The following is a 23,636-nucleotide window of genomic DNA, read 5'->3' as shown; positions in this document are numbered from 1 at the left end:
TCGAGCTGATCGATGGCTGCGGCGGCTGTCTCGCCGGCCTGGTCACCGCCAGCCGCCGCGTCGCCGGTACCCGCCATCTCGAACTCGACCTCGGCCGCAACCATCCGCATGCCGAAATCGAACTGCCGCCCGAACGCACCACAACACAGGACCGCGCAAGGGTCGCATTCCGCCCGACAAAGTGGAAGTTGTTCAGGGACGAGAAGGCGGGCAACGAGGTGCCAAGCGCAGACGTCGAGGCGGAGGCGCCGGTCCAACCGTTCGAACTGGCACGCACCGGGACCTGACGGCTTCTCAGCGCCCGATCCTCATCTCGCCTCCAAGCCATTTCCCGTTTCTGCCGAGATGCGCTACAGCACCTCATGCGGTGAGAGAAGCGGGAGACGAGGCGCATGTCCGTTATTGACGATCTGAAACAGGCACTCGGCGATGCCGTGCTGACCGGCACTGACATCGGCGAGCGCTATCGCAGCGACGCCAGCCTCACCGGACGTTATCTTCCGAAGGCCGTCATCCGCCCTGCGAACACAGAGGAAGTCGCAGCGACCCTCCGCATATGCAACGCCCATGGCCAGGCGGTCGTCGTACAAGGTGGGCTGACCGGCCTTGCCGGCGGCGCGAACCCGGACGAGGACGCGATTTCCATCTCGCTCGAACGCCTGACCGGCGTTGAGGAAATCGATCCGCTTTCCGCAACCATGACCGTCCTTGCCGGCACGCCGCTCGAGGTCGCCCAGCGCGCCGCCGACGATGCAGGCTTCCTGCTGCCGATAGACCTCGGCGCCCGCGGCTCCTGCCAGATCGGCGGCAATCTCGCCACCAATGCCGGCGGCATCCGCGTCATCGGCCATGGCGTCACGCGTGACAACGTCCTGGGGCTTGAAACCGTGCTTGCCGATGGCACGATCCTCTCGTCGCTCAGCAAGATGATCAAGAACAACACCGGCTATGATCTGCGCCAGTATTTCATCGGTTCGGAGGGCACGCTCGGCGTCATCACACGCGCCGTCCTGCGGTTGAAGCCGCGGCCGTCCGGACGGCTGACGGCGCTCTGCGCGCTTCAGACCTATGACCAGGTCGTCGCCTTCCTGGCGCGAGCACAAAGAGGACTTCCTGGCCTCTCGGCCTTCGAGGCCATGTGGGAAGACTATTTTCACTTCAACTGCGAGGCGGAGGGACAGCGCTTTTTCGAGACGTCCCCCGCCTTTGCGGTGATCGTGGAACAGGATGTCCAGGGCCACGAGACCGACAGCGAGGAATTTGAGACCTTCCTCGGCGCCGCACTGGAAGACGATGTCATCGTCAATGCTCTGATCGCCCAGTCGGAGAAAGAAAGCCGGCTCTTCTGGCAGGTGCGCGAGGGCCACGCGATGGACCGCTTGCTGCCGGCGCTGATCAATCTCGACGTCAGCCTGCCGATCGGCGAAATCGGCCGTTTCGCGGCCGAATGCGGCGCGGCGCTCGCCGCCCGTTTCCCGCAGGCGCACATCTCCTTCTTCGGGCATGTTGCCGACAGCAATCTGCACATCGCTTTTTCCACGCCGGGAAGCGACGAGAGCACGCAGCACGCGGTCGACGGCATCGTCTATGACATCGTTCGGCGCTATCGCGGCTCGATCTCCGCCGAACACGGCATCGGCACCTTGAAGCGGGAGTTCCTCGGCCATTCGCGAAGTGCGGCTGAGCTTGAGGTCATGCGCCGGATCAAGCACGCGCTTGACCCGAAGGGCATCCTGAACCCCGGCAAGGTTTTTTGACTGGGCGTATCGGCCTCAGAGCCAGGACGCCGGCGTCTTCGGCAAGCGGCTTTCCGGATCGATCACCGTCAACTCCGCCCCGCCGGCATTCCATCGCCAGAGCGCGACGCAGCTGCCGCCCGGGGACATGAAGGACGGGTAGATCAGCCCATCGAAACCACGGCTGGTCAACTCCGCCTGCAGACGGTGCGTCGCCGGCACCACGCCTTGATCCAGTGCGTCGCGCCACTCCTCCCGGTGGATATCATCAGTAACGCCGAAATCCGCAAGCACATCCGGCGCCATCATATCGGCCAGCCACGCATGCCGCAGTTCAAGCTGAGCGATCAAAGCGGGATGCTGGACAAAGCTCTGGTTATATTCCGCCCAGGCGGTCGACAGTTCGCGCGCCGCGTAAATCGTCGGCAGGCCGACCGGGTTCCAGCGGCCGCCGAAGCGCGCGGCACCATCGCCCGAAAGCGGAGCGTGGGCCCAGCGGGGCACATAGGCGCGCCAGAGGCGCACCGGCTCACTCTCCGACATCAGGCGTAGACACCCGAACGCACGGCCTCGAGATAGGCAAGCACCTTGTCTGCCTTGCCCTCTCGGGCAAGATCATAGGCAGTCTTGCCCGCCCATCCGGGGATCGGCTGGTGCTTGAACCAGATCACGGCCCGGCTCTCGTCGCCCGCCATTTCGGCAGCCATGGCGAGGATACGCACGACTTTGCTGAGAGCCGCGTCGACCTTGCGCGCGCTCGACTTCGCCGTCAGCGTGTTGCGTGCGACGCCGATCAGCTTCGCCAGTTCCGCAAGTGTCACGCCCAGACGATCCGCGACCAGCCGGGCAGACAGAAACGACGACTGGCTTTCGCCGAAATGGGAGGCAGAGATGTTGAAGCCGACGGCTGACATGGCGCATTCCGATCTTATCTTGATCATCACCTGATCAAAATAGGCTCAAAATCTGCTCAAATCAAGGAAGCGATGCCTGTCGCCAAGAGGGCTCGCGCCGTTCGAAGAAGGCGGCAACGCCTTCGCGCGCCTCATCGGACTCCCAGCAATCGGCAAGCTGCTCGATCGTCGCGGCAATAGTCTCTTCGGTGATCGGCTGTCCGAGCGAACGGGCAAGCCGTTTCGCCCGTCCGGTCGCACCGGGCGCTGTCTGGAGATAGGGTTCGACCTCGGCCGCAATTGCCGCATCAAGCGCATCGGGGGCAGCAATGGCCGTCACCAGACCGGCATCCCTTGCCTCTTCGGCGCTGAACAGGCGTGCGGACATGAACAGAGGCCGCGCCCTGCCCTCGCCGATGCGGGCAACGACGTAGGGGCTGATGGTCGCCGGAATGAGGCCGAGCCGGGTTTCGGTCAGGCCGAAGCGCGCATCGGACGACGCAATGACGGCATCGCAGATGCTCATGAGGCCGACGCCGCCGCCGAAGGCATTGCCGTGCACCCGTGCGATGACCGGCTTGGCGATCTCGTTCAGCGCCTTGAACATCAACGCCAGACGGGTCGCCTCGGCGATCCGGGTCGGCCGGTCCGCGTCGAACTGCTCGCGCATCCAGTTGAGATCGCCGCCGGCGCAGAAACTGCGGCCTTCGGCATCGAGCACCACGACGCGGACGGTGACATCCACTGACAGTCGCTCCGCCGCCTCAGTCAGTTCACCGATCATGATTGCGGAAAGCGCGTTGTGCTTCTGCGGTTGCGCCAGCGTCAGGCGGGCGACGCCCTTCGCATCGACGGCGTATCGGATCGTTTCGAACATCAGCCAGCACTCCTCAGCGATCGTGCGAAGGCGGCCGCATCTTCGAGCCTTGCCGCATCCAGCCCCGTCGAAAACCCGCGCCCGATGACAAAGGCATTGACATCAAGCGTATCGACATTCCCTGCGGCGCCCGGCGCATAGGGGCAGCCGCCAAGGCCACCGGCAGAAGCGTCGAAGACACGCAAGCCGCGCTCGAGCGCGACTCCGATATTGTCGAGCGCTCGCCCGGACGTGTCGTGAAAATGGCCCGCCAATTGTTCGGCCGGAACATGAGCCAGCACGGCCGCCAACATCGCGTCGACCGCCTCGGGCGTGCCGCGCCCGATCGTGTCGCCAAGGCTGATCTCGTAACAGCCAAGCACCATCAAGGCGGCGGCCACTTGGGCAGCGCTCTCCGGCGCGATCGCGCCTTCATAGGGGCACTCGACAACGCAGCTGACATAGCCTCGCAACGGCACAGCACTGGCGCGGCAGGCCTCTGCAACCGGGCGAAAGCGCTCGATGCTTTCGGCGATCGAACAATTGATGTTCTTCTGCGAGAAGGTCTCAGACGCCGAGGCGAAGATCGCAACCTCGTCGGCCTTGGCCGCCAGAGCCGCATCGAAGCCCTGCATGTTCGGCGTCAGCGCCGCGTAGCGCGTACCCGGTCGACGCTTTATCCCGGCCATGACAGCCGACGCATCCGCCATTTGCGGCACCCATTTCGGGCTGACGAAGCTCGTGACCTCTATGCGCTGGTAACCACAGTCCGACAGCAGATCGACAAGGTGGATCTTGTCCTTCGTGTCGACAAGCCGCTTCTCGTTCTGCAAGCCGTCGCGTGGCGCCATTTCGACAAGTGTGACATGTTCTGGCGCCAGCACGCTCATTCGCTGCGCTCCGGTTGCAACACGACGAGGATCGCGCCGGCGCTTACCTGTTCGCCTGGCGTTACCAGCGCGCTCTCGATGACGCCCGCACGCGACGCTGCCAGCGTCAGCTCCATTTTCATCGCTTCCATCACCACGAGCGGTTGGCCCTTCGTGACCACGTCGCCGGCGCGAACATGGATGAGCTTGACGATGCCGGGCATCGGAGCGGCAAGCTCGTCCTCCGCCGCCTCACCGGCGTGGGCGGTGGCGAGCGCATCGGGAAGGCGAAGAACGAAGGTCTCGCCACTGACGAAGAGCGTGATGGTTTCATGCTCGCGCAGGAAGCGGAAGACGCGTTGCTCGCCGGAGATCTCCACACGGGCGCCATCGTCGAACCGATCGAGCACAAGCACCGGAAAGGTGCTTTCGCCAGCCCGCACTGCGAACTGATCGCGCCCGCGCGCGGCAAGCGTGACGACCGATCGCCCGCCGGCGTGGTCGACGGCAATGCTTCTATGAGCATCCCCCCAGATCTGCCAGTGACCGAGCGACGACCAGGGATCGTCGGATTTCATCGGCTGCAGCACGCCGGTGGCGGCGATCGCCGCCAGTGCCAGCGCCTCGTCACTCGGCACCACAGGCGTCGTCAATTGATCGATTGCCCGGTCGATAAGGCCGGTATCCGGCCGCCCGGCGCGAAACTCGGGCTCTGCAGCGAGGCGGGCCAAGAAATCGAGATTGGTGATGGTACCGCCGATACGGCAGGCTTTGAGGGCGCTCTCCAGCCGCGCCAGCGCCGACGAGCGGCTCGGCCCGTGTACGATCAGCTTGGCGATCAGCGGGTCGTAGTAGGGGGCGATGACGTCGCCCTGCCGGACGCCGGCATCGACGCGGACGCCGTCTACAGGAAAATCGAGCGTTGCGAGCCGCCCGGTTGCCGGCAGGAAGCCGCGCGCCGGATCCTCGGCATAGATCCGTGCCTCGAACGCCCAGCCATCAATGGCGATTTCATTCTGTCGCTTTGGCAAGGCCTCGCCGACAGCGGCGCGCAACTGCCACTCGACGAGGTCAATGCCCGTGATCGCCTCGGTGACCGGATGCTCCACCTGAAGCCGGGTGTTCATTTCCATGAAATAGAACTGGTCCGGCCAGAGCCCGTTGGTGACATCGGCGATGAATTCGACCGTGCCCGCACCGACATAGCCGATGGCGCGCGCAGCCTTGACCGCGGCCTCGCCCATGGCGCGGCGAACCTCCGCCGTCATGCCGGGCGCCGGCGCCTCCTCGATCACTTTCTGATGGCGGCGCTGCAGCGAGCAGTCGCGCTCGAACAGATGCAGGATATTGCCGTGGCGGTCGCCGAAGACCTGGACTTCGATGTGACGCGGCTTGGTCAGGTATTTCTCGATGAGCACCGCGCCGTCGCCGAAGGCGGCTTCGGCTTCGCGGCGCGCTGCTTCAAGGGCCGCAGCAAACTCGTGCGGCTGCTCGACCTTGCGCATCCCCTTGCCGCCGCCACCTGCGCGCGCCTTGATGAGTACGGGAAAGCCGACGTCAGCCGCCCGGTCCGCCAGGAAGGATGGCTCCTGCTCGTCACCGTGATAACCGGGGACAACGGGCACGCCGGCCTGTTGCATCAGCGCCTTGGCCGCATCCTTCAGCCCCATCGCGCGAATAGCGTCCGGCGACGGGCCGACGAAAGTCATGCCCGCGGCCTCGACCGCCTCGGCAAAATTGGCGTTTTCCGACAGGAAACCGTAGCCCGGGTGAATGGCATCCGCGTTGACGGACCGAGCCGCAGCCACGATCCGCTCGATCGAAAGATAGCTCTCGGAGGCTGTTGGCGGTCCGATGCGGATCGCCTCGTCCGCCAACGTCACATGTAAAGCGTCGACATCGGCATCGGAATAAACGGCGACAGTGCGGATGCCCAGGCGCCGGGCCGTGCGGATGACGCGGCAGGCGATCTCACCGCGGTTGGCAATCAGAAGCTTTGAAAACATCGGCATATGGCCCGCCCTATTGTGCCGCGATCACTTCGACTTCGAGCAACCAACCGGAATCGAAGATGCCGGCAATCACCACCGTCATCGCCGGCGCGAGCGGACCGAGATATTCGGCACGGGCCGCGCGGTTGGCCATGGTGTGGTTGCGATCGGCGAGAAAGGCCGTCACCTTGACGATATCGGCCTTGCTCATGCCGGCGGCCTTCAATTGGGCGTCAATGTTCAGCCAGACCTGGCGCGCCTGTGCCTCGAAGCCGTCGGGCAGCACGTCGTCGGAATTGAGCGGCACCTGGCCGCTGACGAAAACCAGTCGCTCGAAATTCTCGAGCCGCACGGCTTGCGAATAGCCGCCACGGGGTTGCGGCGCATTCTTGGCGTTGACGTTTTCGCGCTTCATCGCGATCTCCCTACATTCTGAACAGGCCGAAACGCGTATCTTCTATTGGCGCATTGAGCGCCGCCGACAGGGACAACCCGAGAACGTCGCGGCTCTTGCGCGGGTCGACGACGCCGTCGTCCCAGAGCCGGGCCGAGGCATAGAGCGGATGGCTCTGGCGCTCGAAGAGATCGAGAACCGGCTGCCGGAACTTGGCTTCCTCTTCCTCGTTCCAGGGCGTTCCGGCGCGCTTCAGCGCCTCGCCGCGCACCGTCGACAACACGCCGGCCGCCTGTTCGCCGCCCATTACAGAAATCCGGCTGTTGGGCCAGGTCCAGAGGAACCGCGGCGAGAAGGCGCGACCGCACATGCCATAGTTGCCGGCACCGAACGATCCGCCGACCAGCATGGTGATTTTCGGCACCTGCGCCGTCGCCACGGCCGTGACCAGCTTGGCGCCGTGCTTGGCGATGCCTTCGGTCTCATATTTGCGGCCGACCATGAAGCCGGTGATGTTTTGCAGGAACACCAGCGGGATCTTGCGCTGGGCGCAAAGCTCGACGAAGTGCGCACCCTTCAGCGCCGATTCCGAAAAAAGCACGCCATTGTTGGCGATGATGCCGACGGGAACGCCGTGGACATGCGCGAAACCGCAGACGAGCGTGGTGCCGTAGCGCGCCTTGAACTCGTCGAAGCGGGAGCCATCGACAAGTCGGGCGATGACTTCGCGGATGTCATAGGGCGTGCGCAGGTCCGCCGGCACGATGCCGGCGATCTCCTGCGGATCGTAAAGCGGCGGCTCCGGGCTCTGCAATTCCACCGACGTCGGTTTGCGGCGGTTGAGTGCGGCGACCGCACGGCGGGCAAGCGCCAGCGCATGCGCATCATCGCGCGCCATATGGTCGGCAACACCGGAGAGACGCGTGTGCACGTCGGCGCCGCCAAGGTCCTCGGCCGAGACCACTTCACCGGTCGCCGCGCGCACCAGCGGCGGGCCGGCCAGGAAGATCGTGCCCTGACCCTCGACGATGATCGTCTCGTCCGACATGGCCGGCACATAGGCGCCACCTGCGGTGCACGATCCCATGACAACGGCGATCTGCGGAATTCCGGCCGCCGACATGTTGGCCTGGTTGTAAAAGATCCGACCGAAATGCTCCCGGTCGGGAAAGACCTCGTCCTGGTTCGGCAGGTTGGCGCCGCCGGAATCGACCAGGTAGATGCACGGCAACTGGTTCTCGGCGGCAATCTCCTGCGCACGCAGATGCTTCTTGACCGTCATGGGATAATAGGTCCCGCCTTTGACGGTCGGGTCGTTGCAAACGATCATGCATTCGCGGCCGGACACCCGGCCGATACCGGTGATGAGACCCGCTGCCGGCGCATCGCCGTTATACATGCCGTGTGCGGCCGTCGAGCAGATTTCGAGGAAGGGCGTTGCCGGGTCGATCAGCGAGGCGACGCGGTCGCGCGGCAGCAGTTTGCCGCGGCTGACATGGCGCTCGCGCGCCGTCTCGCCTCCACCGCCGGCCGCCATCTTGACGGCGTCCTCCACAGTCGTAATCGCCTCCGCCATCGCCGCCTGATTGGCCTTGAACACGTCGGACGAGGGCGAGATGTGAGATTTCAGAACAGTCATGAAGTCCTCATTCGATCGAGCCTGATTGTGGCTTCGGAGGTCTACCCTGGCGTCTATCTGGTCTCGGTGAACAGCTCGCGGCCGATCAGCATGCGGCGGATTTCACTGGTTCCGGCACCGATCTCGTAGAGCTTGGCGTCACGCAACAGCCGCCCGGCCGGATAGTCGTTGGTGTAGCCGTTACCGCCGAGCGCCTGGATGGCTTCGAGCGCCAGCGCCGTTGCCTTCTCGGCCGCATAAAGAATACAGCCGGCCGCGTCCTTGCGGGTGGTCTCACCACGATCGCAGGCTGCAGCCACCGCATAGACATAGGCGCGCGCCGCGTTCGCCGTCACATACATGTCGGCAAGCTTGCCCTGCATGAGCTGGAACTCGCCGATCGCCTGGCCAAACTGCTTGCGCTCGTGGAGATAGGGGACGACGACGTCAAGGCAAGCGGACATGATGCCGAGCGGTCCGGCGGACAGGACGACACGCTCATAATCGAGGCCCGACATCAGCACTCGGACACCGCCGCCTTCGTTGCCGAGAATATTTTCCGCCGGCACCTCGCAATCCCGGAAGATCAACTCGCAGGTGTTCGAGCCGCGCATGCCGAGCTTGTCGAGCTTCTGGCCGGTGGAAAAGCCAGCAAAGTCTTTTTCGACGAGGAAGGCGGTAATTCCGCGCGGACCGGCACTTGGGTCCGTCTTGGCGTAGACGACCAGCACGTCCGCATCCGGGCCGTTGGTAATCCACATCTTGCCACCGTTGAGAACGTAGCGGTCGCCGCGCTTCTCGGCCCGAAGCGTCATGGAAACGACGTCGGAGCCCGCTCCCGGTTCGGACATGGCGAGTGCGCCGACATGTTCGCCGGAGATCAGTTTCGGCAGGTAGCGCGCCTTCTGCGCCTCGTTGCCGTTGCGGCTGATCTGGTTGACGCAGAGATTGGAATGGGCGCCGTAGCTCAAGCCGACGGAGGCGGAGGCGCGGCTGATCTCTTCCATGGCGACGCAATGGGCGACATAGCCCATGCCCGCACCGCCATAGGCCTCGTCGGCGGTGATGCCGAGCAGCCCGAGATCTCCCATCTCACGCCAGAGTGGCGTCGGGAAAGCGTTGTTGCGATCGGTTTCCGCCGCCAGCGGCGCGATACGCTCAGTCGCAAAACGGCGCACGCTATCGCGCAACGCGTCAATGTCCTCGCCGAGCGCGAAGCTCAATCCGCCCTGAAACATCTCTCGTCTCCTCCCCTCGACCCTATCAGTGATCTCCTCACCACCAACTGGCCGGTCTGCGCTCCATCCTCTACGCGCAACGCGGCGATTGCAATGATATCAACGCCGCGATGTCGAGCGACGATAACACCGCGTCCCGCTAATTTCCTTCCAAAGAGGAAATCCGGGAAGCACGATCTGCAAAGTTTAGGAACGTTTGGCGATACATCCGCTGCGTGAAGGTGCTTCGGCCAATCTGGCTCGCGGCAACTGTCGTGTCGCGACGGAATCGCTTGCGAAGCGTTTACTTGTTCGGCCAGATCTCCTGCGCCTTGCCGACATCGGCAAGGCCGCGCTGCGCCTCACGATTGCCGGTGGCAGCGACTGCCTCGAAGATACGTCGGGCTTCGGCGTAATACTTGAGACTGAGATAGGCGTAACCGCGCAGCACCATCAGGTCGGACCGCTGCGTCGAGATCTGCCCCAACTGATCGAGAAAAATCAGCGTCTCGCGATAACGTTTGGCATCGAAAGCGGCAATCGCCCGGTCGGCGAGGATCGCGCTCTGGAGTTCTTCGGCCCGACCACGGCTCTGTGTTGATTTCGTTGCGGCGACCGCAGCCTTGTTGGTCAGCCCGGCCCTGAGATAGGCGAGGCTCTGGCCATAAGCGGCATCTTCGCGCATTTGCAATGCTGGTGCCTGCAGGGCGACCTCGAAGGATTCGGCCGCTTCCAGCGGGCGGTTCAGATCCATCAGGCACCAGCCGCGCGTCAGCGCCGCCTGCGGCGACAGCCGCGCCGGGTTGATGGTCGTCCGGCATCCCGTTACCGCCCTGCCGGCCGCTTGTGGTCGGCGAGCAACGGCAACCGGCTGCTCGACCACATAGCGTGTCTTCGTTCGTGGCGCGGCCTCCGTCACGACTGCAGGTGACCTTCGCTCCGCATCAGCTATCGGTGCCGGCTCTCGCGCAAGCGGCTGTTGTTGCCGGGCGATGGCGTCGCGCCGTTCCTCCTCGGTCTCGCCGAGGAGGGCGATGCGCTCCGAGCGCCCCGCCCAGAGCCGCTGGATCTCGGCGACGCCGGCAGCATCGCCCAGCTGGTTGCGGCTGAGCGCCAGGCCATAGGCCGAAGGTTCGTCATCGGGCTTCCAGCGAAGCGCGGTGGCAAACCATTGTGCGGCCGTCGCCGGTTGTTCCATGGCACGGGCATACCAGCCGAACTGCTGCGCCGTGGCCGGATCACGCCCTTTGGTCGTCTCCTGCGCGATCCGGGTCAGTACTTCCTCGCTCAGCGTGACCGGTGGCTCGATCGCCAGCAGGTTTGCCGTCGCGGCAAAATAGGTCGCCTTGGCATCGGTCGACGTATCGCGCCAAGGATACAGTACTTTTTCCGCATCCTCATGCGCCTTGCGGGCGATCAAGGTCAGCGCCAGGCCTTGCGACGCGGAGGCTGAATCTTCCTTGTCGTGGGCGCGACGGAACCATTGTTCGGCCGCGCTGATATTCTCCCGGCGAAGCTGGTACCAGCCCAGGAGCAGCGCGTCACTCGCCATGCCCTCGGTTTCGACCAGGCGTTCGAGGCGCTGGATATATTTGGGATCGACCGCCAGCTTGCCATCCGCGTCGCCTTCCGCAACGAAGCGGCGCGCCAGGTCGTCGCGAATGCTTTCGAACTCGGCAGCGCCTCCAGGTGCTGTCCGTTCGTGGGCCAAAATCTCCTGCGCCATCTCATAGGGCAGTCCGGAAACCGCCTTCTGCACCGTCGCCAGCCGCTCCGGAGCGTTCTCGCAATTCTTCAGCACGTAGAGATAGGCGTCTCGGGCGCGATCGGGACGTTTGGTCTCGGTGAAGGCATCGGCCACCCGCCACAGCACATCCACTTCCGAGCACGTCAACAGGCTCGGTGTGCTCGCCGCAACCTCGATGACCGTCTCGTACTGCTTGAGATCGGAGGCATTCACCAGGCGCGCCCGTGCTTCGGCGACGTTCAGCCGCTCGAGCAGATCGGCCGGCGGTTTCCAGGCGGCCTCGCTTGCCTGGCGCTCGGCGATCGCCTTTCGAACCTCGGCGTAGCGCCCCTCCGAATAGAGCTGCCACATCGTTTCGAGCTGGACATCCTTGTTACGCGGAACCGCAAGTGGGTCCTTGGGCGGCGTCCAATCGGGATAGAGCGCCCTCAGCCGTGATATCTCGGCCTGCAGTCGAGCGGTATCACCCTTGCTGGCGAAGTAGCGCAGTGCCGATTCGTCTACCACCGGCGCCGTTGCCTGCGACCGCCTCGCATCGGCGGGCTGCGTATTCTGCGTGACCTGCCGAAACTCAGGCGCTGCGCCTCTCGAACCTCTGTCCACGACACCGAACGACGCCTCGTCGGGAAGCGCGCCTCCGTCAGGGCCCGTCGCTGGCGCACCGGCGTTGCCGGCCCAATTCTTGCGCAGAAGCCCATCGTCGGTAAATCCGACAATCCCGACCGCCGTGAGGATGATTCCGGCGATGACAACGGTTGAGGACTTCATAGACACTCCGGACGCTTCTCCTTCGCATAAGACAACCCGAGGAGGTGCAGTGTCGAAGGGTAATATTGCGTCGGGCTGAACACCTTGACGCTGTCGGGCAACGGAGCCCGCTCCATGAGACAGGCCAGAATATGGTTAACAAATTGATAACCGGGGTCCGTCAGCGTCGCCCGAACAGCCCCTGTCGTTACGTCGCTGATGAGCAATTCGCCATTGGCACCAAGCATGCCCTGCCGCAATCTTGAAAGCAATTCGGCGTCATCGATGTCTGCCCGAACCAGGTAGAGCGGAATGCGCAGCGAATTGTAGCCGAATTCCGCCGGGAAGCCCTGCGCCGCCTTCAGGCGCGTTTTGGCGCTGATCCAATCGGCCGGCATCTTTCGCGGGCCGAGCTGCAGTTGATCAAGCATCTTGCGACCATCATTCGCCAGCTCCGCCCATATCGGCGAAGGCGCGACGCGATCAAGGACAGGGAAGGCCTCGAAGATCCAGTAGGAAGGGTTGACGACGGGACCGTCTTCGCGATCGGTTGCGGAAAAACCGGCAACCCCCGGCAGCAGCAAGGTTCGGCCGCCGTAGTCGATCACGGTCCGGTCGAGGATTGCTTTCGCGATCTTGGAGGCCGCCGAGAGGTAGTCCTTTCGCTTCCACCGTTCGCCGGCAAGCGTCAGCGCATAGGCGATCAGGATATCGCCGTCGGTCGCATTGTTGATATCGATCACATGCGGCTTTTCGCTCGGGCTCCATTTCCAGGCGGCAAGTCCGTCGTCGCGCAAAAGCAGCTCGCGACGGGTAAAGGACCAGATCAGCTCGAAATCGGCAGCGCTGCCGGCAAGCACCGCCAGCCACAAACCATAACCTTGTCCCTCGCTGTGGCTGATGCCGCCGTTACCGTCATCGATAATGCGCCCACCGGGATCGAGGAACTTTGTCTTATACTTCTGCCAATCCTCGGCGCTCACGGTCTCGCCCCGTCCCTGGGCTGCCGCGCGCGTCTGAGGCAGAGCGACGACAAGAGCCAGGGTGAGGAGAAGAACCGTGCGCCAGATCATGGGCGGCGCCCGAGCCGACTGAGCATGGATGACGTGGCGAGGCCCAGCAGCACCGATAGTGTTACGAGCAGCACGGCGTAGAAAAGAATGTTGCTCGACAGCCAGTTGGCAATGATCAGCCGGTAATTGCCAAACGAGGCCGGCCTTGTCTGCACGAAACTGAAATTGGCGACCGGCACCACCTTGACGGCGTTGGTTGCCGGCTCGTAGGTCGAGATGTGCCCGGCGATCTCTCGCCATTGATCGATGTCGGCAAGTGCCGACACCCCATCGCTCAACTGTTTGGCGGACGGCGCTGCAACCAGCGTCCACGTGGCGTCATCCGTGGGGTTTGCCCCTTGAGCGAGGAGCAAGGTTGCCGTTTCCGGAGGGACAAAATCGCTTTGTTCCTGCGGCAGAATGCGTAGCGAACTCAGGGAGATGTCGAACTCCTGCTTTACCCAATCCTGAAGAGCCGTGATCTGGGTGCGCCAGGCGCCGCCACTCAGGCGCGTCTGCCATTCATCGATCGCCTTCTGGGTATCCGCGCCGCGCCCGACGGCCTGTGCGCTGCCCCAGGACATCTGGCGGCTGGGATCGATACCGACTTGCGTCAGCACAGTTTTCGGCAATTCGGGCAACGTACCGATGAAGAGCGCATTGCGCGTGCCAGCGGCCAAAGGCGAGGCAATCATCTCGACCGCGATCGGCCGCCCGCCGGCCACCGCCAACCGTGCCAGGAACGTGGCAGCGGCCGACAAGGTGTCGGCATCGGCCCGGTCAATGAAGAGCGGGATCACGCCCGCGCTGTTGCGATAGGGTGCCGCCGCGCCCGACATCGCGGCGAGATTGGGCCGCCGACCGATCCGCGCGAAGTTGGGCATATGAAGTTCGGACGTGTCGAACAGTGCAAAACGCGGATCCGTCGAGGCTGGCGCACCCGGCGCACAGGCCTTGTCCTGCTCCGTCAAAAGCACGGCCTCGAGCTCGATCAGGTTGGGCCCGGGCTTGAAATGGCGCATGGTCACATTGATCGGCAAATGCCGCAGGATGCCGCCGGTCGCCGAATCGAACGGGACCGTCGAGGCGATGTTGCCGTTGACATAGATGTCGATCCGGCTGCCGGGCCGCACCGTCTCGGTATAGGCCGCATCCAGCAGGATCGTCGCCTCGCCATAGGCGTCCGCATAGAAATCCGACGGGACTGCCACCGAAAACCGGGACCGGAAGCGACGACCGGTGAATTCGCTGGTCTCGACGCCGAGCTCGGAGAAACGCAAGCGCGTGTTGCCGGCAACGACAGGTGTTTCCGGCAAAAGCCAACGTTCGGTGTTGATGACGTCGCGGGGGACATTGCTCGGCCGGTCCATTGGCTCGGCGATAGCCTCGATCGCGGCCTGAACGGCCGGCCAGTCGGGGCCGCTGAGAACCAGAACCGGCGCATTCGTCTCGCCATCGCGGACGAAGGCCGCAACCGACCCACTGGCAGCGCCATCGGGCAGCGAAGGGAGCAGCGGCGATACCTCATCGACGGTGCCCGCAATCACGGTCAACTCGCCGGGCTTGCCCAGCTCCGGCAGTCCTTCGCTGAGAATGACCCGCTGCGCCGGCATATGGCCGCGCAGGGCCAACCCCTGTGCAAGCCGCATCAGGCCCGCAGCGCGGCTCGGCTGCTGCATTCCCGGAACGACAAGATTGAACTGCGTGTGTCCCCTGTCGTCCAGACCGACGGCGCGGATATCGTCCACGCTCGCAAATGCCGCGCTCTGCGCATCCGCAAAGCTGATGAAAGCCGTCTCCGGCGCGATTTCGGTCCAGAGTTCATAGGTGGATTCGATGGTGCAGTCGGTACGGTGGTGCTGCTGCACCCGAAACCTGATGTCATTGGAACCGGCCCGCAGCAGACCGGCCGGCAGTGCGTAACTCCGGGTCTCGGCGGTGCCCGACGCCTTGATCGGCCCCTCGCCGACCAGCTCGCCGTTGACGAAAACCGAAAGGGACGAAGCCTCCGGCGCGATCACGATCGCATTCTGATAACCGAAATTCAACGTTGCAGCCGATTGTGCCTGGGCCGGCGTCAGATACATCGACCAGGCGCGTTCATCGACCTCACCGGTGAGCGACAGCGCGCTGAAGGGAATGATGTACCGCCTGAAACCATCGGGCCCGCCGCCAACCGCTGCGGGACTGCTTGCGTCCGCGCCGGGCTCGCTGGTCGGCTGGCCCTCATCCGTCCCTTCCGGCAGTTCGATAGACGGCTCGACGGCCGGCCGCTCCGGCGACATGTCGAACGGGTTCGACTGCGCGAACGTCTGTGTCGTCGCGGCAAGGAACATGATGAGGAGGGCAACCGGCATCCGCTTCATCGCCGCGCCTCCGCTTGCCTGTCGGAGGAGCGCAAGCTGCGCGCGAAATAGATCAGGCCGCGGCTCATCTGATAGAAAGCCAGCCACAGGAACCAGGCCGTGCCTGCGACCAGTCCTGGGTTTCCGCGCCGCGCCTTCTGGAACTCGCTCCATTGCTGGGAGTTCGCAAAGATCAGATCCGCCACCAGACTGTGGTGACGCGCGACCTGCGGCAGATAACGGCAGCCGATCGTGGTGATGTCGCCGGCACTCTCCTTGTTCTTGATCGCGACCGGCAAGGTCTCGGAGGTGCCATCGCCACTATAGGGCTCGAAGCGAATGAGCCCGTCCGTGTCGACGGGTAGCGTCGCCGCATCGACGCCATAGACCTGAATTCGGGCGCCGTTGGCCGATACGTCTTCGATCGTTGCCGGATACCATTGATCTGCGACACCGAATTCGCAGCGCCGGCTGACCTTCACGCGCCGCGATGACGCCTTTTCCCCGCGTTCCGAGACCACGCCGAGCGCGCAGCCCGCCATGATCAGATTGAGGAGGTTCCAACCTCCCACGACCAGGGTTACGTCAGCCTTGTAGGGCTCGGTGTAGACCCGGTAGACCGTCATCAGAAGGGCGATGAAAAGCACGGCGAAGATGACGAAGAACGGTCGGCTGATTTCCGACAGGCGGCTCTCCAGGATCGACTCGTCCTTGGCCGTCACCTTGAAGGTCGGCCGGCTCGGGCGCATCAGGACCGAGATGACCGCCGGCAGCAGATGCACGGTCTGGGCATATTCGTAGAGCTCCGAGATCCACGGCCAACGGAAGGCGCCGTAGAGATAGTTCTGCATCATCAGGTTCACGAGCATGTAGGCGAGCGTATAGGCAAGGAACTCACCACCCGACGCGGTGAAGATTTCCAGGTCGAAGAACAGATAGAACAGCGGCGCAAACAGAAAGATCGTGCGCGACACCGGGAAGAGCCAGAACAGCGTCGACGACATGTAGCAAAGCCGCTGCGGGATCGACAGCCCGCGCTTGAACAGCGGAAAACGGAACAATAGGATCTGCATCATGCCCTGCGCCCAGCGACTGCGCTGGCCGATGAAGCTGGCAAAGGTTGCCGGTTGCAGCCCGGCGATTAGCGGCCGATCGACATAGATGCTGTTCCAGCCGCGGCCGTGCAGCGCCAGCGCCGTTTCGCAGTCCTCGGTGATGCTCATGCCGCTGAAGCCGTCGGTATCATCGAGCGCCTTGCGCCGGAGCACGGCAGCCGAGCCGCAGAAGAAGGCCGCGTTCCACTTGTCGAGGCCGCGCTGGATGATGCCGTAGAACATTTCGTTCTCACTCGGCATCTTTTCGAAGGTTCGCAGATTGCGCTCGAGCGGATCAGGATTGAGAAAGAAGTGCGGCGTCTGCACCAGGAAAAGCTTCGGGTCGCTTTCGAAATAGCCCACCGTTTCCAACAGGAAATCGCGAGCTGGCGCGTGGTCGGCGTCAAAGACGGCGATCAACTCGCCGTCTGAATGCAGCATGCCGTTGTTGAGATTACCGGCCTTGGCATGTTCGTTGCGCTCGCGGGTCAGGTAGCGCACACCGAGATCGTCGCAGAGAGCCTGCAATTCCATATGCCGGGCCGAGGCGCGCTGCGCCTCCACCAGATTCATCGAGTAGCGCTTTTGCTGGGTGCCGCCATCATCAAGCAGCCAGACCTGCAGCTTGTCGGCCGGGTAATCCATGCCTTTGGCGGCAGCCAGCGTATTGGCCAGCAACCCTGCATCCTCGTTATAGGACGGCACGAAGACGTCGACCTTCGGAAACGCCCCCGGCGAGATGGCCTTTGCCTTGCGCGGCGGCAGCGGCATCGCGACGACGAACAAGCTCAGCGACAGCATCATCACGCTGTACATTTCGGCGAGGTAGAGCAGGAAGCCGGGAATGAAGTTCTCAAGCTGGTTCAACGGCGGCAGCGTGCTGGTCGTGCGCCAGTAGACATAGCGAAGCACGATAGCCGTTCCGAAGGCGAGCGCGATCAGGCGCCAGCGACCTTCGGCCTTGATGAGCTTCAGTATCGCCATGAACGTAACGACGAGCACGCTCACGATCAGCTGGGTCTGAAGATTGACCGGCAATGTGATGACGGCAATGACGCAAAGGGAGAAAAACGCCCACGCTGCAACGGGACCGATCTTGCTCATTCATTCTGCCTTCCAGCATTCGGCATCATGCCACTGGTATCGCTTGACCTGACTTCATCTGGGCTTTTGCAAGCCCGATACGAGCCCATACCAAACGATCGTTAGGAGCTGATTAAGGACAATTGCCCCCCGCCGGTGCATCGCAGGCAGGTAACGGCACAATCACGGTCGCTCCAGTCTTTGCCGCGCCACCCGGTTCCGGCAACCTGATCGAATTCGCCGTCGCCGGCACGGCGACTGGCTGCTGACGCGCGGGTTGCTCGACGCGGACCACGCGCCTGGTCCGCGCAGGCGCCGTCATCACGGTCACGGGTCGCGTGTCAGTGGGCGCCGGCTCCTTGCGGTAAATCGGGTTGCCAACGCGGCCGATGCCCGCCTCCAGCGGCGGCGGGGCGCCGTAAGGGTTCCAGGCGGGATCGCCGAATGTGCCGACGATCGTATAGCCATAGACGGGTGCGAGAAGGTCGTTTTCGCTTGCGCCAGTTGCGCAATAGCGGAAGCGGATCTGAATGGTGCCGTAGCCTTTAAGGGGAGAACGATGATTTTCCGCCCCGCGTATCTGCTGCCAGGCGAAAATGCAGGCGTCGTCGCCGCGGCCACGGCCATAAGCATAACCGAAGGGCCCGTAATTGTTCTGCAGAAAGTCCGACGACTGCTCCAACGACACACCGGGAAGCGCACGCCGCGCCTGCCGCATCATCTCGGAGCTCCTGACCGCAACGTAGCCGCTGCTCTTCTGCTGGTCGAACCTGGTCTCCATCGGCCCGAAGAACTGCGCGCGCAGGAAGTTCTGCCCCGGCGTCGCGGCCGAAGTGTAGAGGTAGATATCCTGCTCGATGGCGTTGGTTCTTCGCCGCTCGACCACATTCAGAACGGCGGGCCCGCCTGGCGGCGGCAGGATCAGCGCATTCTCGGCCGGAACAATCGTCGCATTGGTCGGCGTACCGACGTCATTGTGCGTCGCGCAGCCGGACATGAGGAGGCCTGCCGCAAGCAGAGCTGTAGGCGCGACCACGCCCAGCGGCTTGTTGGTGATCGTGGAGCGGTCGTCCGATACGTCGAATCGCCTGCTGAAAAATCGTCCTGCCATGCCCGAGCATTAGGTGATTCAGGCAATTTCGCAAACCCGCAAAGGATAGGGGATGGCTTTTCGAGCTCTGGTGGCGGGGTGACCGTTGCAGCTATTGCAGTTGGCACAGTAGCCCCGCGAAAACGCGTCCATCAGCGGTCGCCAACTCGGGCAATCCGGCGCAACCTACAGAGCCATTTCAGATCAACCGCCGCGAGCCCGCCGCTATGTTGAAAAAGGCGACATAAACGGCGCTACAGGCGCATAGCTATCGCGCCTCACATACAAAGACCGGGTGAAAATCGGAAAAATACTCAAATAAATTCTTTCGCCGAACAGGTAATAATAGAAAACATCAGAAGCGATGCAATCCATGAAGATTTGCCGCAGCCAGACGTTTACTTATTAATATCCGAAGCGCAGGATAGAAAAACTTTCTGCGTACAAAATCTTTGGTGAAGCTCATCTTCAACAAAAATCTGCGCCGAGATTTACGCTGAAATAGATTTGATCCACCTGATCGAATTCTTGAACGAGCCAAAGCCTCTGCTGCGGGTTCCTTTGAGGCATTTTCGTCATCGCAGCGTGCTGCCCGCACCGTCCGGCGGCCGTCGCAAGCAGAGTGAAAATTGGAGCTCGCCATGCGAAGCCTACTTCCCGCCCGTTTCCATGACTACGATTTCACCCCCATCTTCGTGGGTGCCGGGTTTACTCTCGCGATCGCCGTCATCGCCTACGGCTCCTTGTTTGGTCGCATCCTCTAGCGAGGCGCACCAACAGCAGGCCTGTTTATGCGATCTGCGTCTGCAGCCACACCTTGAACAGCAAGGCACGCCGCGTTTCTGGCTTCAACGCCGCTTGGACAACGCCATGATCGGAACCATCGGATGTCAAGCCCATGGGCGCGGCCAGCCACGCCTATCGCTCTCACGCCCGATGTGCCGGCTTTGATCAAATCCGTTTGTGGCACTGAACAAAAGCCGGGGAGACCGATAGACAGGGCTGCTAGCATCCAGACGGTCATCAATAGCGGTACTGCCGGTTTCACGGTCGGCACTGCTGCACTTGCGGTGCCTTTCCGACACCCGGTCGGAGCTGACACAGCAATTGCTGGAGATCCAGATGATGACGGGTCTAGCGCGATCCGAATGCGGTATCAGATGACGCAGCATTGTTCGACAAACCCAGGCCGTCGAGTGCGGCAAGCGTTGCCTTGACCACGTCGACCGTGGGCTGATCGACATCGACGACGACCGTGAGCGGCTCGCCGATCGGCTCTTCAAGCGTCGCCAACTGCGTGTCGAGCAGTGACGCCGGCATGAAATGCCCCTCGCGGTGTTGCATTCGGCCGGCGAGAACGTCGCGGCTGCCATGGAGATAGACGAAGACCAGATCTCCCCCTGCATTCTCGCGCAACAGATCGCGATAGCTCCGCTTCAACGCCGAGCACGAAACGACGAGCGGGTCGGCGCTCGAGGAAAGCTGCTTTCCGATCTCACGGAGCCAGGGCCATCTGTCCTCATCGGTGAGCGGGATGCCGGCTGACATCTTGGCGATATTGGCTTGCGGGTGCAAAGCATCGCCTTCGATGAAGCGATAGCCAAAGCCCCGTGCCACCGCCTCGCCGACAGAAGTCTTGCCGCTGCCGGAAACGCCCATGACGACAATCGAGCAACGGAACCTCGGCGCATGACTACGGGATGACATATCGGGGCTCGCCATGGATCGCTCGTCTCTCCGGTGCCTAATCGCGACGTCGCTGATAGCGCTGCACCAGCAACGACACAAGCCCGGCTGCTGTCAACTGGCGGCCCGCGGGCGAGCGAGATCGTTGACGCCCTCATCATCAGGTGCCTGGCCATAACTCATCCGGCGCATCTGGGCGATCACCCGCTGCATCTCGTCGTCGGGCAGAACCGGCGGCTCGCCGAGCGTGAGGGCCTGGACATACATGCGCGAGAGGGTCTCGATTTCGATCGCCATCCACAATGCCGATTCCAGCGTCTTGCCGAGCGAGATCTGACCATGCTGACCGAGCAGGCAGGCGGTGCGGTCCTTGAGCGCCACCAGCGCGTTGTTGGACAGCGCCTGGGTCCCGAACGTCGCATATTCGGCGCAGCGGATCGTCGTGCCACCGGCAATGCCGGTCATATAGTGGAAGCTGGGGATGGTTTTGTGGTGGCAAGCAAGCGTGGTGGCATAGATAGAGTGGCAATGAAGAACCACGTTGATATCCGTGCGCTCGCGCAGGATATCGCGATGGAAACGCCATTCGGATGACGGTCGAAGGCCTGTGTAGTTGCCCTTAAAATCCATCTCGACCTGATCTTCCGGCTGCATCGTCTCATAGGCGAGCGACGAGGGCGTGACCAGGAAACCATCGCCGATGCGCACCGACAGGTTGCCGGCCGTCCCCTGGTTGATGCCGCTCGAATTCATCCGGCGGCAGATATCCACCATCTCGCGGCGAAGGGAGAGTACATCGGGCTGGTTCATCAGTCGTTCCTTTCGAAGTGTCAGTGGAAAACGGGTTCGGCTGGCTGACGCGCCCTCGCACGCCACTCAGTCGCGTAGTCGGAGATCGCAGCCGTGAGTGATGCGACATCGCTGGCCTCGGCCAGCGAAAGCGGCGCTGGCCGCCTGCGGGAATGTTGGCCGGCAAGCAGGGCCGCGCCGGATGCAACGCCGTAGGCATCGAGATTGAACCGGACCTGTCGGTCCGGCAGCAGTGCGGCGACAAGGCGGGCATAAAGCGGGTCGCCCAGGAAGCTGCCGTCGAGAACGACCAGAGATCCCGCCCCCAGGGCCTCGATGCATTCGGCGGTCAAGAGCGCACAATAGACGAGCGCCACCGCCTTCCGCTCCATGGCAGTCTCCGGCTTCGGCCCTGATATACGTCCCTGCCCGGCGCTGCCCGGAAACAAGCCGTTGTCGTCGCCGAAGGAAGGCAGCGCCATCGTTCTGCCGGCGATCAATCGCCGGACGATCTGTTCGGGCACAGGGTCGCTTGGTTGCCCGGGGCCGGCCACCAGCGAAAATTCTCGCCCGCCCATGGTCAGCACGCCACCGAGCGGATTGCCGAAGACGTCGCTGTTCAAGGTCATGCCCCTGTTTTCTTCGAGCTTGTCGATCGAGGTCTGACCGGAGAAACCGACAATCCAGGTGCCGGTGGAAATGACGGTGAACTCGTGCAGTCCGGCGGCATGATAGCGGTAGTGGTTGAGGCTGCTGTCATGCGCACCGACCAGGATACGAAGCCCCTGCGGCAAGCCGTGACGCCGCGCCAAATCTGCGCGCACCGGCCCGAGATCCTGCCAGGCGTCGGCGAAGGGCGGCATCAGCCGGCCCCAGCCACGCGCCGCGACGATCGGTGCGAAATGCCGCTCCGCCACGTTCCAGAGATGCGACTGCGCGCCAAGCAGGCTCGCCTCCGAGGTCGCCACGCCCGAAAGCCGCCATGCCCAGTATTGCGGCAGACCGAGATACCAGCGCGCCCGCGAGAAGGCTTCCGGTTCGCACTCCTGCATCCAGTAGAGCTGCCGGGCCTGATGGGTTGCCGCATGCATCGTCGCGCTGCCGCGGTCGAAGAACGATCCGGACAGCGGGACATAACCGGCTTTGATCGCCTCCGGCAGCGGCTGTTCATAGTCGATCATCGGCAGGGTGGCGCCCTCGCCGATCTCGGGATCGTCACCAACAAGGACGCCTCCGGAACCGTGTCCGGAGGCAACGAAGGCCGAAAGTGGGTGACGCCGGCAGAGTTGTCCGATGCCGGAAAAGACCCACTCGCTAATGGCGCCGAGATCGTGATGGCGCCAGGGTGGTCCGGGCAGCACCGGGTTGGGGATGCTGAGCGTCTCAAGCACGACACCATCTGCCGTGACGGCATTGAGCTTGACGTTGGTCTTGCCGACGTCGAGCACCGCGATCGTGCCCTGCTCGTTGCGTGATGGTGTTGGCATGATGTCCGCACCTCCCGTCACATGCCCGGCCGCCAAGGATCGGATCGCCGCCCAATTTGAGCGTTTCCGGTTTAAACGAGGCCCGGAAACGCTCTAGATCAGCCCGTATTGCTTGGCCTTGTTGCGCAGGAACGGCAAGCCGTTGCCCATCACCTCTTCCTCGTCCCTGGCGACGGGGCGCCAGACGGCGAGGCCATAGGCGACTTCCGGCGGCATGTTGATGAAGCTCTCCATGGCAAGGCCACCCTTGAAGCCGATCGCCGCAAGCGTCGCAAAGATCTCGTCCCAGGCGCAATTGCCATAGCCCGGCGTGCCGCGATCGCTTTCGGATAGGTGGATGTATTTGATGTGCTCGCGCGCATCGAGAATGCCGGTGCCGATGCCCTTTTCCTCGATGTTCATGTGGTAGGTGTCGAGATGCACGAAGACATTGTCGGCGCCGACGCGCTTGATCATGTCGACGGCCTGCCTGCCGGTGTTGATCAGGTGGTTTTCGTAGCGGTTCACGGCCTCGACGCCGAGTTCGATGCCGCGCGATTTGGCGTGTTTTGCCGCCGCCGTCAGCACGCGGGCGATATTGTCGTATTCGGCTTCGGTCGGCGGTACGCCGGTACGCTCGCCGATGCCGCCATAGATGACGCCGGACAGCGCCTCGCCGCCGAGATCGGCCGTCTTGTCGATCGCGATCTTCAGGTGCTCGATCGCCGCATCTGGCCTGACGGAAGCCCAGGCGCGTTCAGGAAGACCGAGCGAGCAGACCGCGCGCAGCTTGTTCTTCTCCAGCAGCGCCTTGGTGTGGGCGGTGTCGACGGCCGGCGGATTGAGCATCGGGATCTCGATGAAATCCACCTTGTACTTGACCGCGGCTGCGACCGCACGCTCGGCACCGGGCCGGTCCCAATTCATGGTCCACATGCTCGTATGGACGCCAAAACCCTGCAT

At 63.2% G+C, this 23,636-nt stretch carries 20 protein-coding genes; 3 read left to right on the top strand and 17 right to left on the bottom strand.

What is annotated here, in order from left to right; all coding sequences use genetic code 11:
- Together IB264_RS32485 and IB264_RS32480 are read left to right on the top strand one after the other, a co-directional pair.
- Positions 1 to 287: TOBE-like domain-containing protein (locus tag IB264_RS32485; protein WP_192435088.1), on the top strand; the 287-nt coding region annotated here is incomplete at its 5' end.
- Between the two features lie 105 nt (positions 288 to 392).
- The gene (locus tag IB264_RS32480) at positions 393 to 1,757 is read left to right on the top strand and encodes an FAD-binding oxidoreductase (protein ID WP_057208938.1); all 1,365 of its coding nucleotides are present in this window, start codon (positions 393 to 395) and stop codon (positions 1,755 to 1,757) included.
- A gap of 15 nt (positions 1,758 to 1,772) precedes the next feature.
- Here the strand turns inward: IB264_RS32480 and IB264_RS32475 are convergent, their stop codons facing one another.
- The 13 genes from IB264_RS32475 to bcsN form a co-directional block, all read right to left on the bottom strand.
- The gene (locus IB264_RS32475) at positions 1,773 to 2,279 is read right to left on the bottom strand and encodes an RES family NAD+ phosphorylase (RefSeq protein WP_025428465.1); all 507 of its coding nucleotides are present in this window, start codon (positions 2,277 to 2,279) and stop codon (positions 1,773 to 1,775) included.
- Positions 2,279 to 2,650 (bottom strand): DUF2384 domain-containing protein, encoded by a 372-nt coding sequence (locus IB264_RS32470; protein ID WP_025428464.1) that lies wholly within the window; start codon positions 2,648 to 2,650, stop codon positions 2,279 to 2,281. The genes IB264_RS32475 and IB264_RS32470 overlap by 1 nt, the downstream gene beginning before the upstream one ends.
- A gap of 61 nt (positions 2,651 to 2,711) precedes the next feature.
- Positions 2,712 to 3,509: a crotonase/enoyl-CoA hydratase family protein gene (locus IB264_RS32465; RefSeq protein ID WP_025428463.1), complete on the bottom strand. Its 798-nt coding sequence runs from the start codon at positions 3,507 to 3,509 to the stop codon at positions 2,712 to 2,714.
- Positions 3,506 to 4,375, bottom strand: a complete 870-nt coding sequence (locus tag IB264_RS32460; RefSeq protein WP_057208936.1) for a hydroxymethylglutaryl-CoA lyase — start codon at positions 4,373 to 4,375, stop codon at positions 3,506 to 3,508. The genes IB264_RS32465 and IB264_RS32460 overlap by 4 nt, the downstream gene beginning before the upstream one ends.
- Complete coding sequence (locus IB264_RS32455) at positions 4,372 to 6,360, bottom strand: acetyl/propionyl/methylcrotonyl-CoA carboxylase subunit alpha (RefSeq protein WP_025428461.1); 1,989 nt, start codon at positions 6,358 to 6,360, stop codon at positions 4,372 to 4,374. The genes IB264_RS32460 and IB264_RS32455 overlap by 4 nt, the downstream gene beginning before the upstream one ends.
- Positions 6,361 to 6,376: 16 nt before the next feature.
- Positions 6,377 to 6,760 (bottom strand): RidA family protein, encoded by a 384-nt coding sequence (locus tag IB264_RS32450; protein WP_057208934.1) that lies wholly within the window; start codon positions 6,758 to 6,760, stop codon positions 6,377 to 6,379.
- A gap of 10 nt (positions 6,761 to 6,770) precedes the next feature.
- On the bottom strand, positions 6,771 to 8,378 hold the full coding sequence (locus IB264_RS32445) for a carboxyl transferase domain-containing protein (RefSeq protein WP_025428459.1): 1,608 nt from the start codon (positions 8,376 to 8,378) through the stop codon (positions 6,771 to 6,773).
- 53 nt (positions 8,379 to 8,431) lie between these two features.
- Positions 8,432 to 9,595, bottom strand: a complete 1,164-nt coding sequence (locus IB264_RS32440) for an isovaleryl-CoA dehydrogenase (RefSeq protein ID WP_025428458.1) — start codon at positions 9,593 to 9,595, stop codon at positions 8,432 to 8,434.
- A gap of 283 nt (positions 9,596 to 9,878) precedes the next feature.
- A complete protein-coding gene (locus tag IB264_RS32435; RefSeq protein ID WP_192435086.1) occupies positions 9,879 to 12,089 on the bottom strand; it encodes a cellulose synthase in 2,211 nt (736 codons plus the stop codon).
- Positions 12,086 to 13,141: a glycosyl hydrolase family 8 gene (locus IB264_RS32430; protein ID WP_192435084.1), complete on the bottom strand. Its 1,056-nt coding sequence runs from the start codon at positions 13,139 to 13,141 to the stop codon at positions 12,086 to 12,088. The genes IB264_RS32435 and IB264_RS32430 overlap by 4 nt, the downstream gene beginning before the upstream one ends.
- Positions 13,138 to 15,486: a cellulose biosynthesis cyclic di-GMP-binding regulatory protein BcsB gene (locus IB264_RS32425; RefSeq protein WP_113567706.1), complete on the bottom strand. Its 2,349-nt coding sequence runs from the start codon at positions 15,484 to 15,486 to the stop codon at positions 13,138 to 13,140. Before IB264_RS32425 ends, IB264_RS32430 begins: the two co-directional genes overlap by 4 nt.
- Positions 15,483 to 17,663 (bottom strand): UDP-forming cellulose synthase catalytic subunit, encoded by a 2,181-nt coding sequence (gene bcsA, locus IB264_RS32420; protein WP_057208928.1) that lies wholly within the window; start codon positions 17,661 to 17,663, stop codon positions 15,483 to 15,485. Before bcsA ends, IB264_RS32425 begins: the two co-directional genes overlap by 4 nt.
- 112 nt (positions 17,664 to 17,775) lie before the next feature.
- Positions 17,776 to 18,753, bottom strand: a complete 978-nt coding sequence (bcsN, locus tag IB264_RS32415; RefSeq protein ID WP_246811868.1) for a cellulose biosynthesis protein BcsN — start codon at positions 18,751 to 18,753, stop codon at positions 17,776 to 17,778.
- 620 nt (positions 18,754 to 19,373) lie between these two features.
- On the opposite strand from bcsN, the gene IB264_RS35205 reads away from it, so the two are divergent.
- Complete coding sequence (locus IB264_RS35205) at positions 19,374 to 19,496, top strand: hypothetical protein (protein WP_025428452.1); 123 nt, start codon at positions 19,374 to 19,376, stop codon at positions 19,494 to 19,496.
- A 370-nt stretch (positions 19,497 to 19,866) separates the two neighbouring features.
- On the opposite strand, the gene IB264_RS32410 is transcribed toward IB264_RS35205, so the two are convergent.
- The 4 genes from IB264_RS32410 to IB264_RS32395 form a co-directional block, all read right to left on the bottom strand.
- Entirely contained in the window at positions 19,867 to 20,439 is a 573-nt protein-coding gene (locus tag IB264_RS32410; RefSeq protein WP_162254190.1) for a gluconokinase, read from the bottom strand.
- Positions 20,440 to 20,532: 93 nt separating this feature from the next.
- Positions 20,533 to 21,228: a class II aldolase/adducin family protein gene (locus tag IB264_RS32405; RefSeq protein WP_192435082.1), complete on the bottom strand. Its 696-nt coding sequence runs from the start codon at positions 21,226 to 21,228 to the stop codon at positions 20,533 to 20,535.
- A gap of 20 nt (positions 21,229 to 21,248) precedes the next feature.
- Positions 21,249 to 22,694: an FGGY-family carbohydrate kinase gene (locus IB264_RS32400; RefSeq protein WP_057226875.1), complete on the bottom strand. Its 1,446-nt coding sequence runs from the start codon at positions 22,692 to 22,694 to the stop codon at positions 21,249 to 21,251.
- Positions 22,695 to 22,787: 93 nt separating this feature from the next.
- Positions 22,788 to 23,636: a sugar phosphate isomerase/epimerase gene (locus IB264_RS32395; RefSeq protein WP_025428448.1), complete on the bottom strand. Its 849-nt coding sequence runs from the start codon at positions 23,634 to 23,636 to the stop codon at positions 22,788 to 22,790.

Origin of the sequence: Ensifer sp. ENS11 (assembly GCF_014851895.1) — a bacterium.
GTDB lineage: Bacteria > Pseudomonadota > Alphaproteobacteria > Rhizobiales > Rhizobiaceae > Ensifer > Ensifer canadensis.
Note: the sequence above shows the minus strand (reverse complement) of the source record. Positions and strands in the feature narration are given on the sequence as shown.

Bases quoted from the DNA above. Each gene is read 5' to 3' on its own strand.
- IB264_RS32480 (WP_057208938.1), top strand. From the start codon at position 393: ATGTCCGTTATTGACGATCTGAAACAGGCACTCGGCGATGCCGTGCTG.
- IB264_RS32475 (WP_025428465.1), bottom strand. From the start codon at position 2,279: ATGTCGGAGAGTGAGCCGGTGCGCCTCTGGCGCGCCTATGTGCCCCGC.
- IB264_RS32470 (WP_025428464.1), bottom strand. From the start codon at position 2,650: ATGTCAGCCGTCGGCTTCAACATCTCTGCCTCCCATTTCGGCGAAAGC.
- IB264_RS32460 (WP_057208936.1), bottom strand. From the start codon at position 4,375: ATGAGCGTGCTGGCGCCAGAACATGTCACACTTGTCGAAATGGCGCCA.
- IB264_RS32455 (WP_025428461.1), bottom strand. From the start codon at position 6,360: ATGTTTTCAAAGCTTCTGATTGCCAACCGCGGTGAGATCGCCTGCCGC.
- IB264_RS32450 (WP_057208934.1), bottom strand. From the start codon at position 6,760: ATGAAGCGCGAAAACGTCAACGCCAAGAATGCGCCGCAACCCCGTGGC.
- IB264_RS32445 (WP_025428459.1), bottom strand. From the start codon at position 8,378: ATGACTGTTCTGAAATCTCACATCTCGCCCTCGTCCGACGTGTTCAAG.
- IB264_RS32440 (WP_025428458.1), bottom strand. From the start codon at position 9,595: ATGTTTCAGGGCGGATTGAGCTTCGCGCTCGGCGAGGACATTGACGCG.
- IB264_RS32435 (WP_192435086.1), bottom strand. From the start codon at position 12,089: ATGAAGTCCTCAACCGTTGTCATCGCCGGAATCATCCTCACGGCGGTC.
- IB264_RS32430 (WP_192435084.1), bottom strand. From the start codon at position 13,141: ATGATCTGGCGCACGGTTCTTCTCCTCACCCTGGCTCTTGTCGTCGCT.
- IB264_RS32425 (WP_113567706.1), bottom strand. From the start codon at position 15,486: ATGAAGCGGATGCCGGTTGCCCTCCTCATCATGTTCCTTGCCGCGACG.
- bcsA (WP_057208928.1), bottom strand. From the start codon at position 17,663: ATGAGCAAGATCGGTCCCGTTGCAGCGTGGGCGTTTTTCTCCCTTTGC.
- bcsN (WP_246811868.1), bottom strand. From the start codon at position 18,753: ATGGCAGGACGATTTTTCAGCAGGCGATTCGACGTATCGGACGACCGC.
- IB264_RS35205 (WP_025428452.1), top strand. From the start codon at position 19,374: ATGCGAAGCCTACTTCCCGCCCGTTTCCATGACTACGATTTCACCCCC.
- IB264_RS32410 (WP_162254190.1), bottom strand. From the start codon at position 20,439: ATGTCATCCCGTAGTCATGCGCCGAGGTTCCGTTGCTCGATTGTCGTC.
- IB264_RS32405 (WP_192435082.1), bottom strand. From the start codon at position 21,228: ATGAACCAGCCCGATGTACTCTCCCTTCGCCGCGAGATGGTGGATATC.
- IB264_RS32400 (WP_057226875.1), bottom strand. From the start codon at position 22,694: ATGCCAACACCATCACGCAACGAGCAGGGCACGATCGCGGTGCTCGAC.
- IB264_RS32395 (WP_025428448.1), bottom strand. From the start codon at position 23,636: ATGCAGGGTTTTGGCGTCCATACGAGCATGTGGACCATGAATTGGGAC.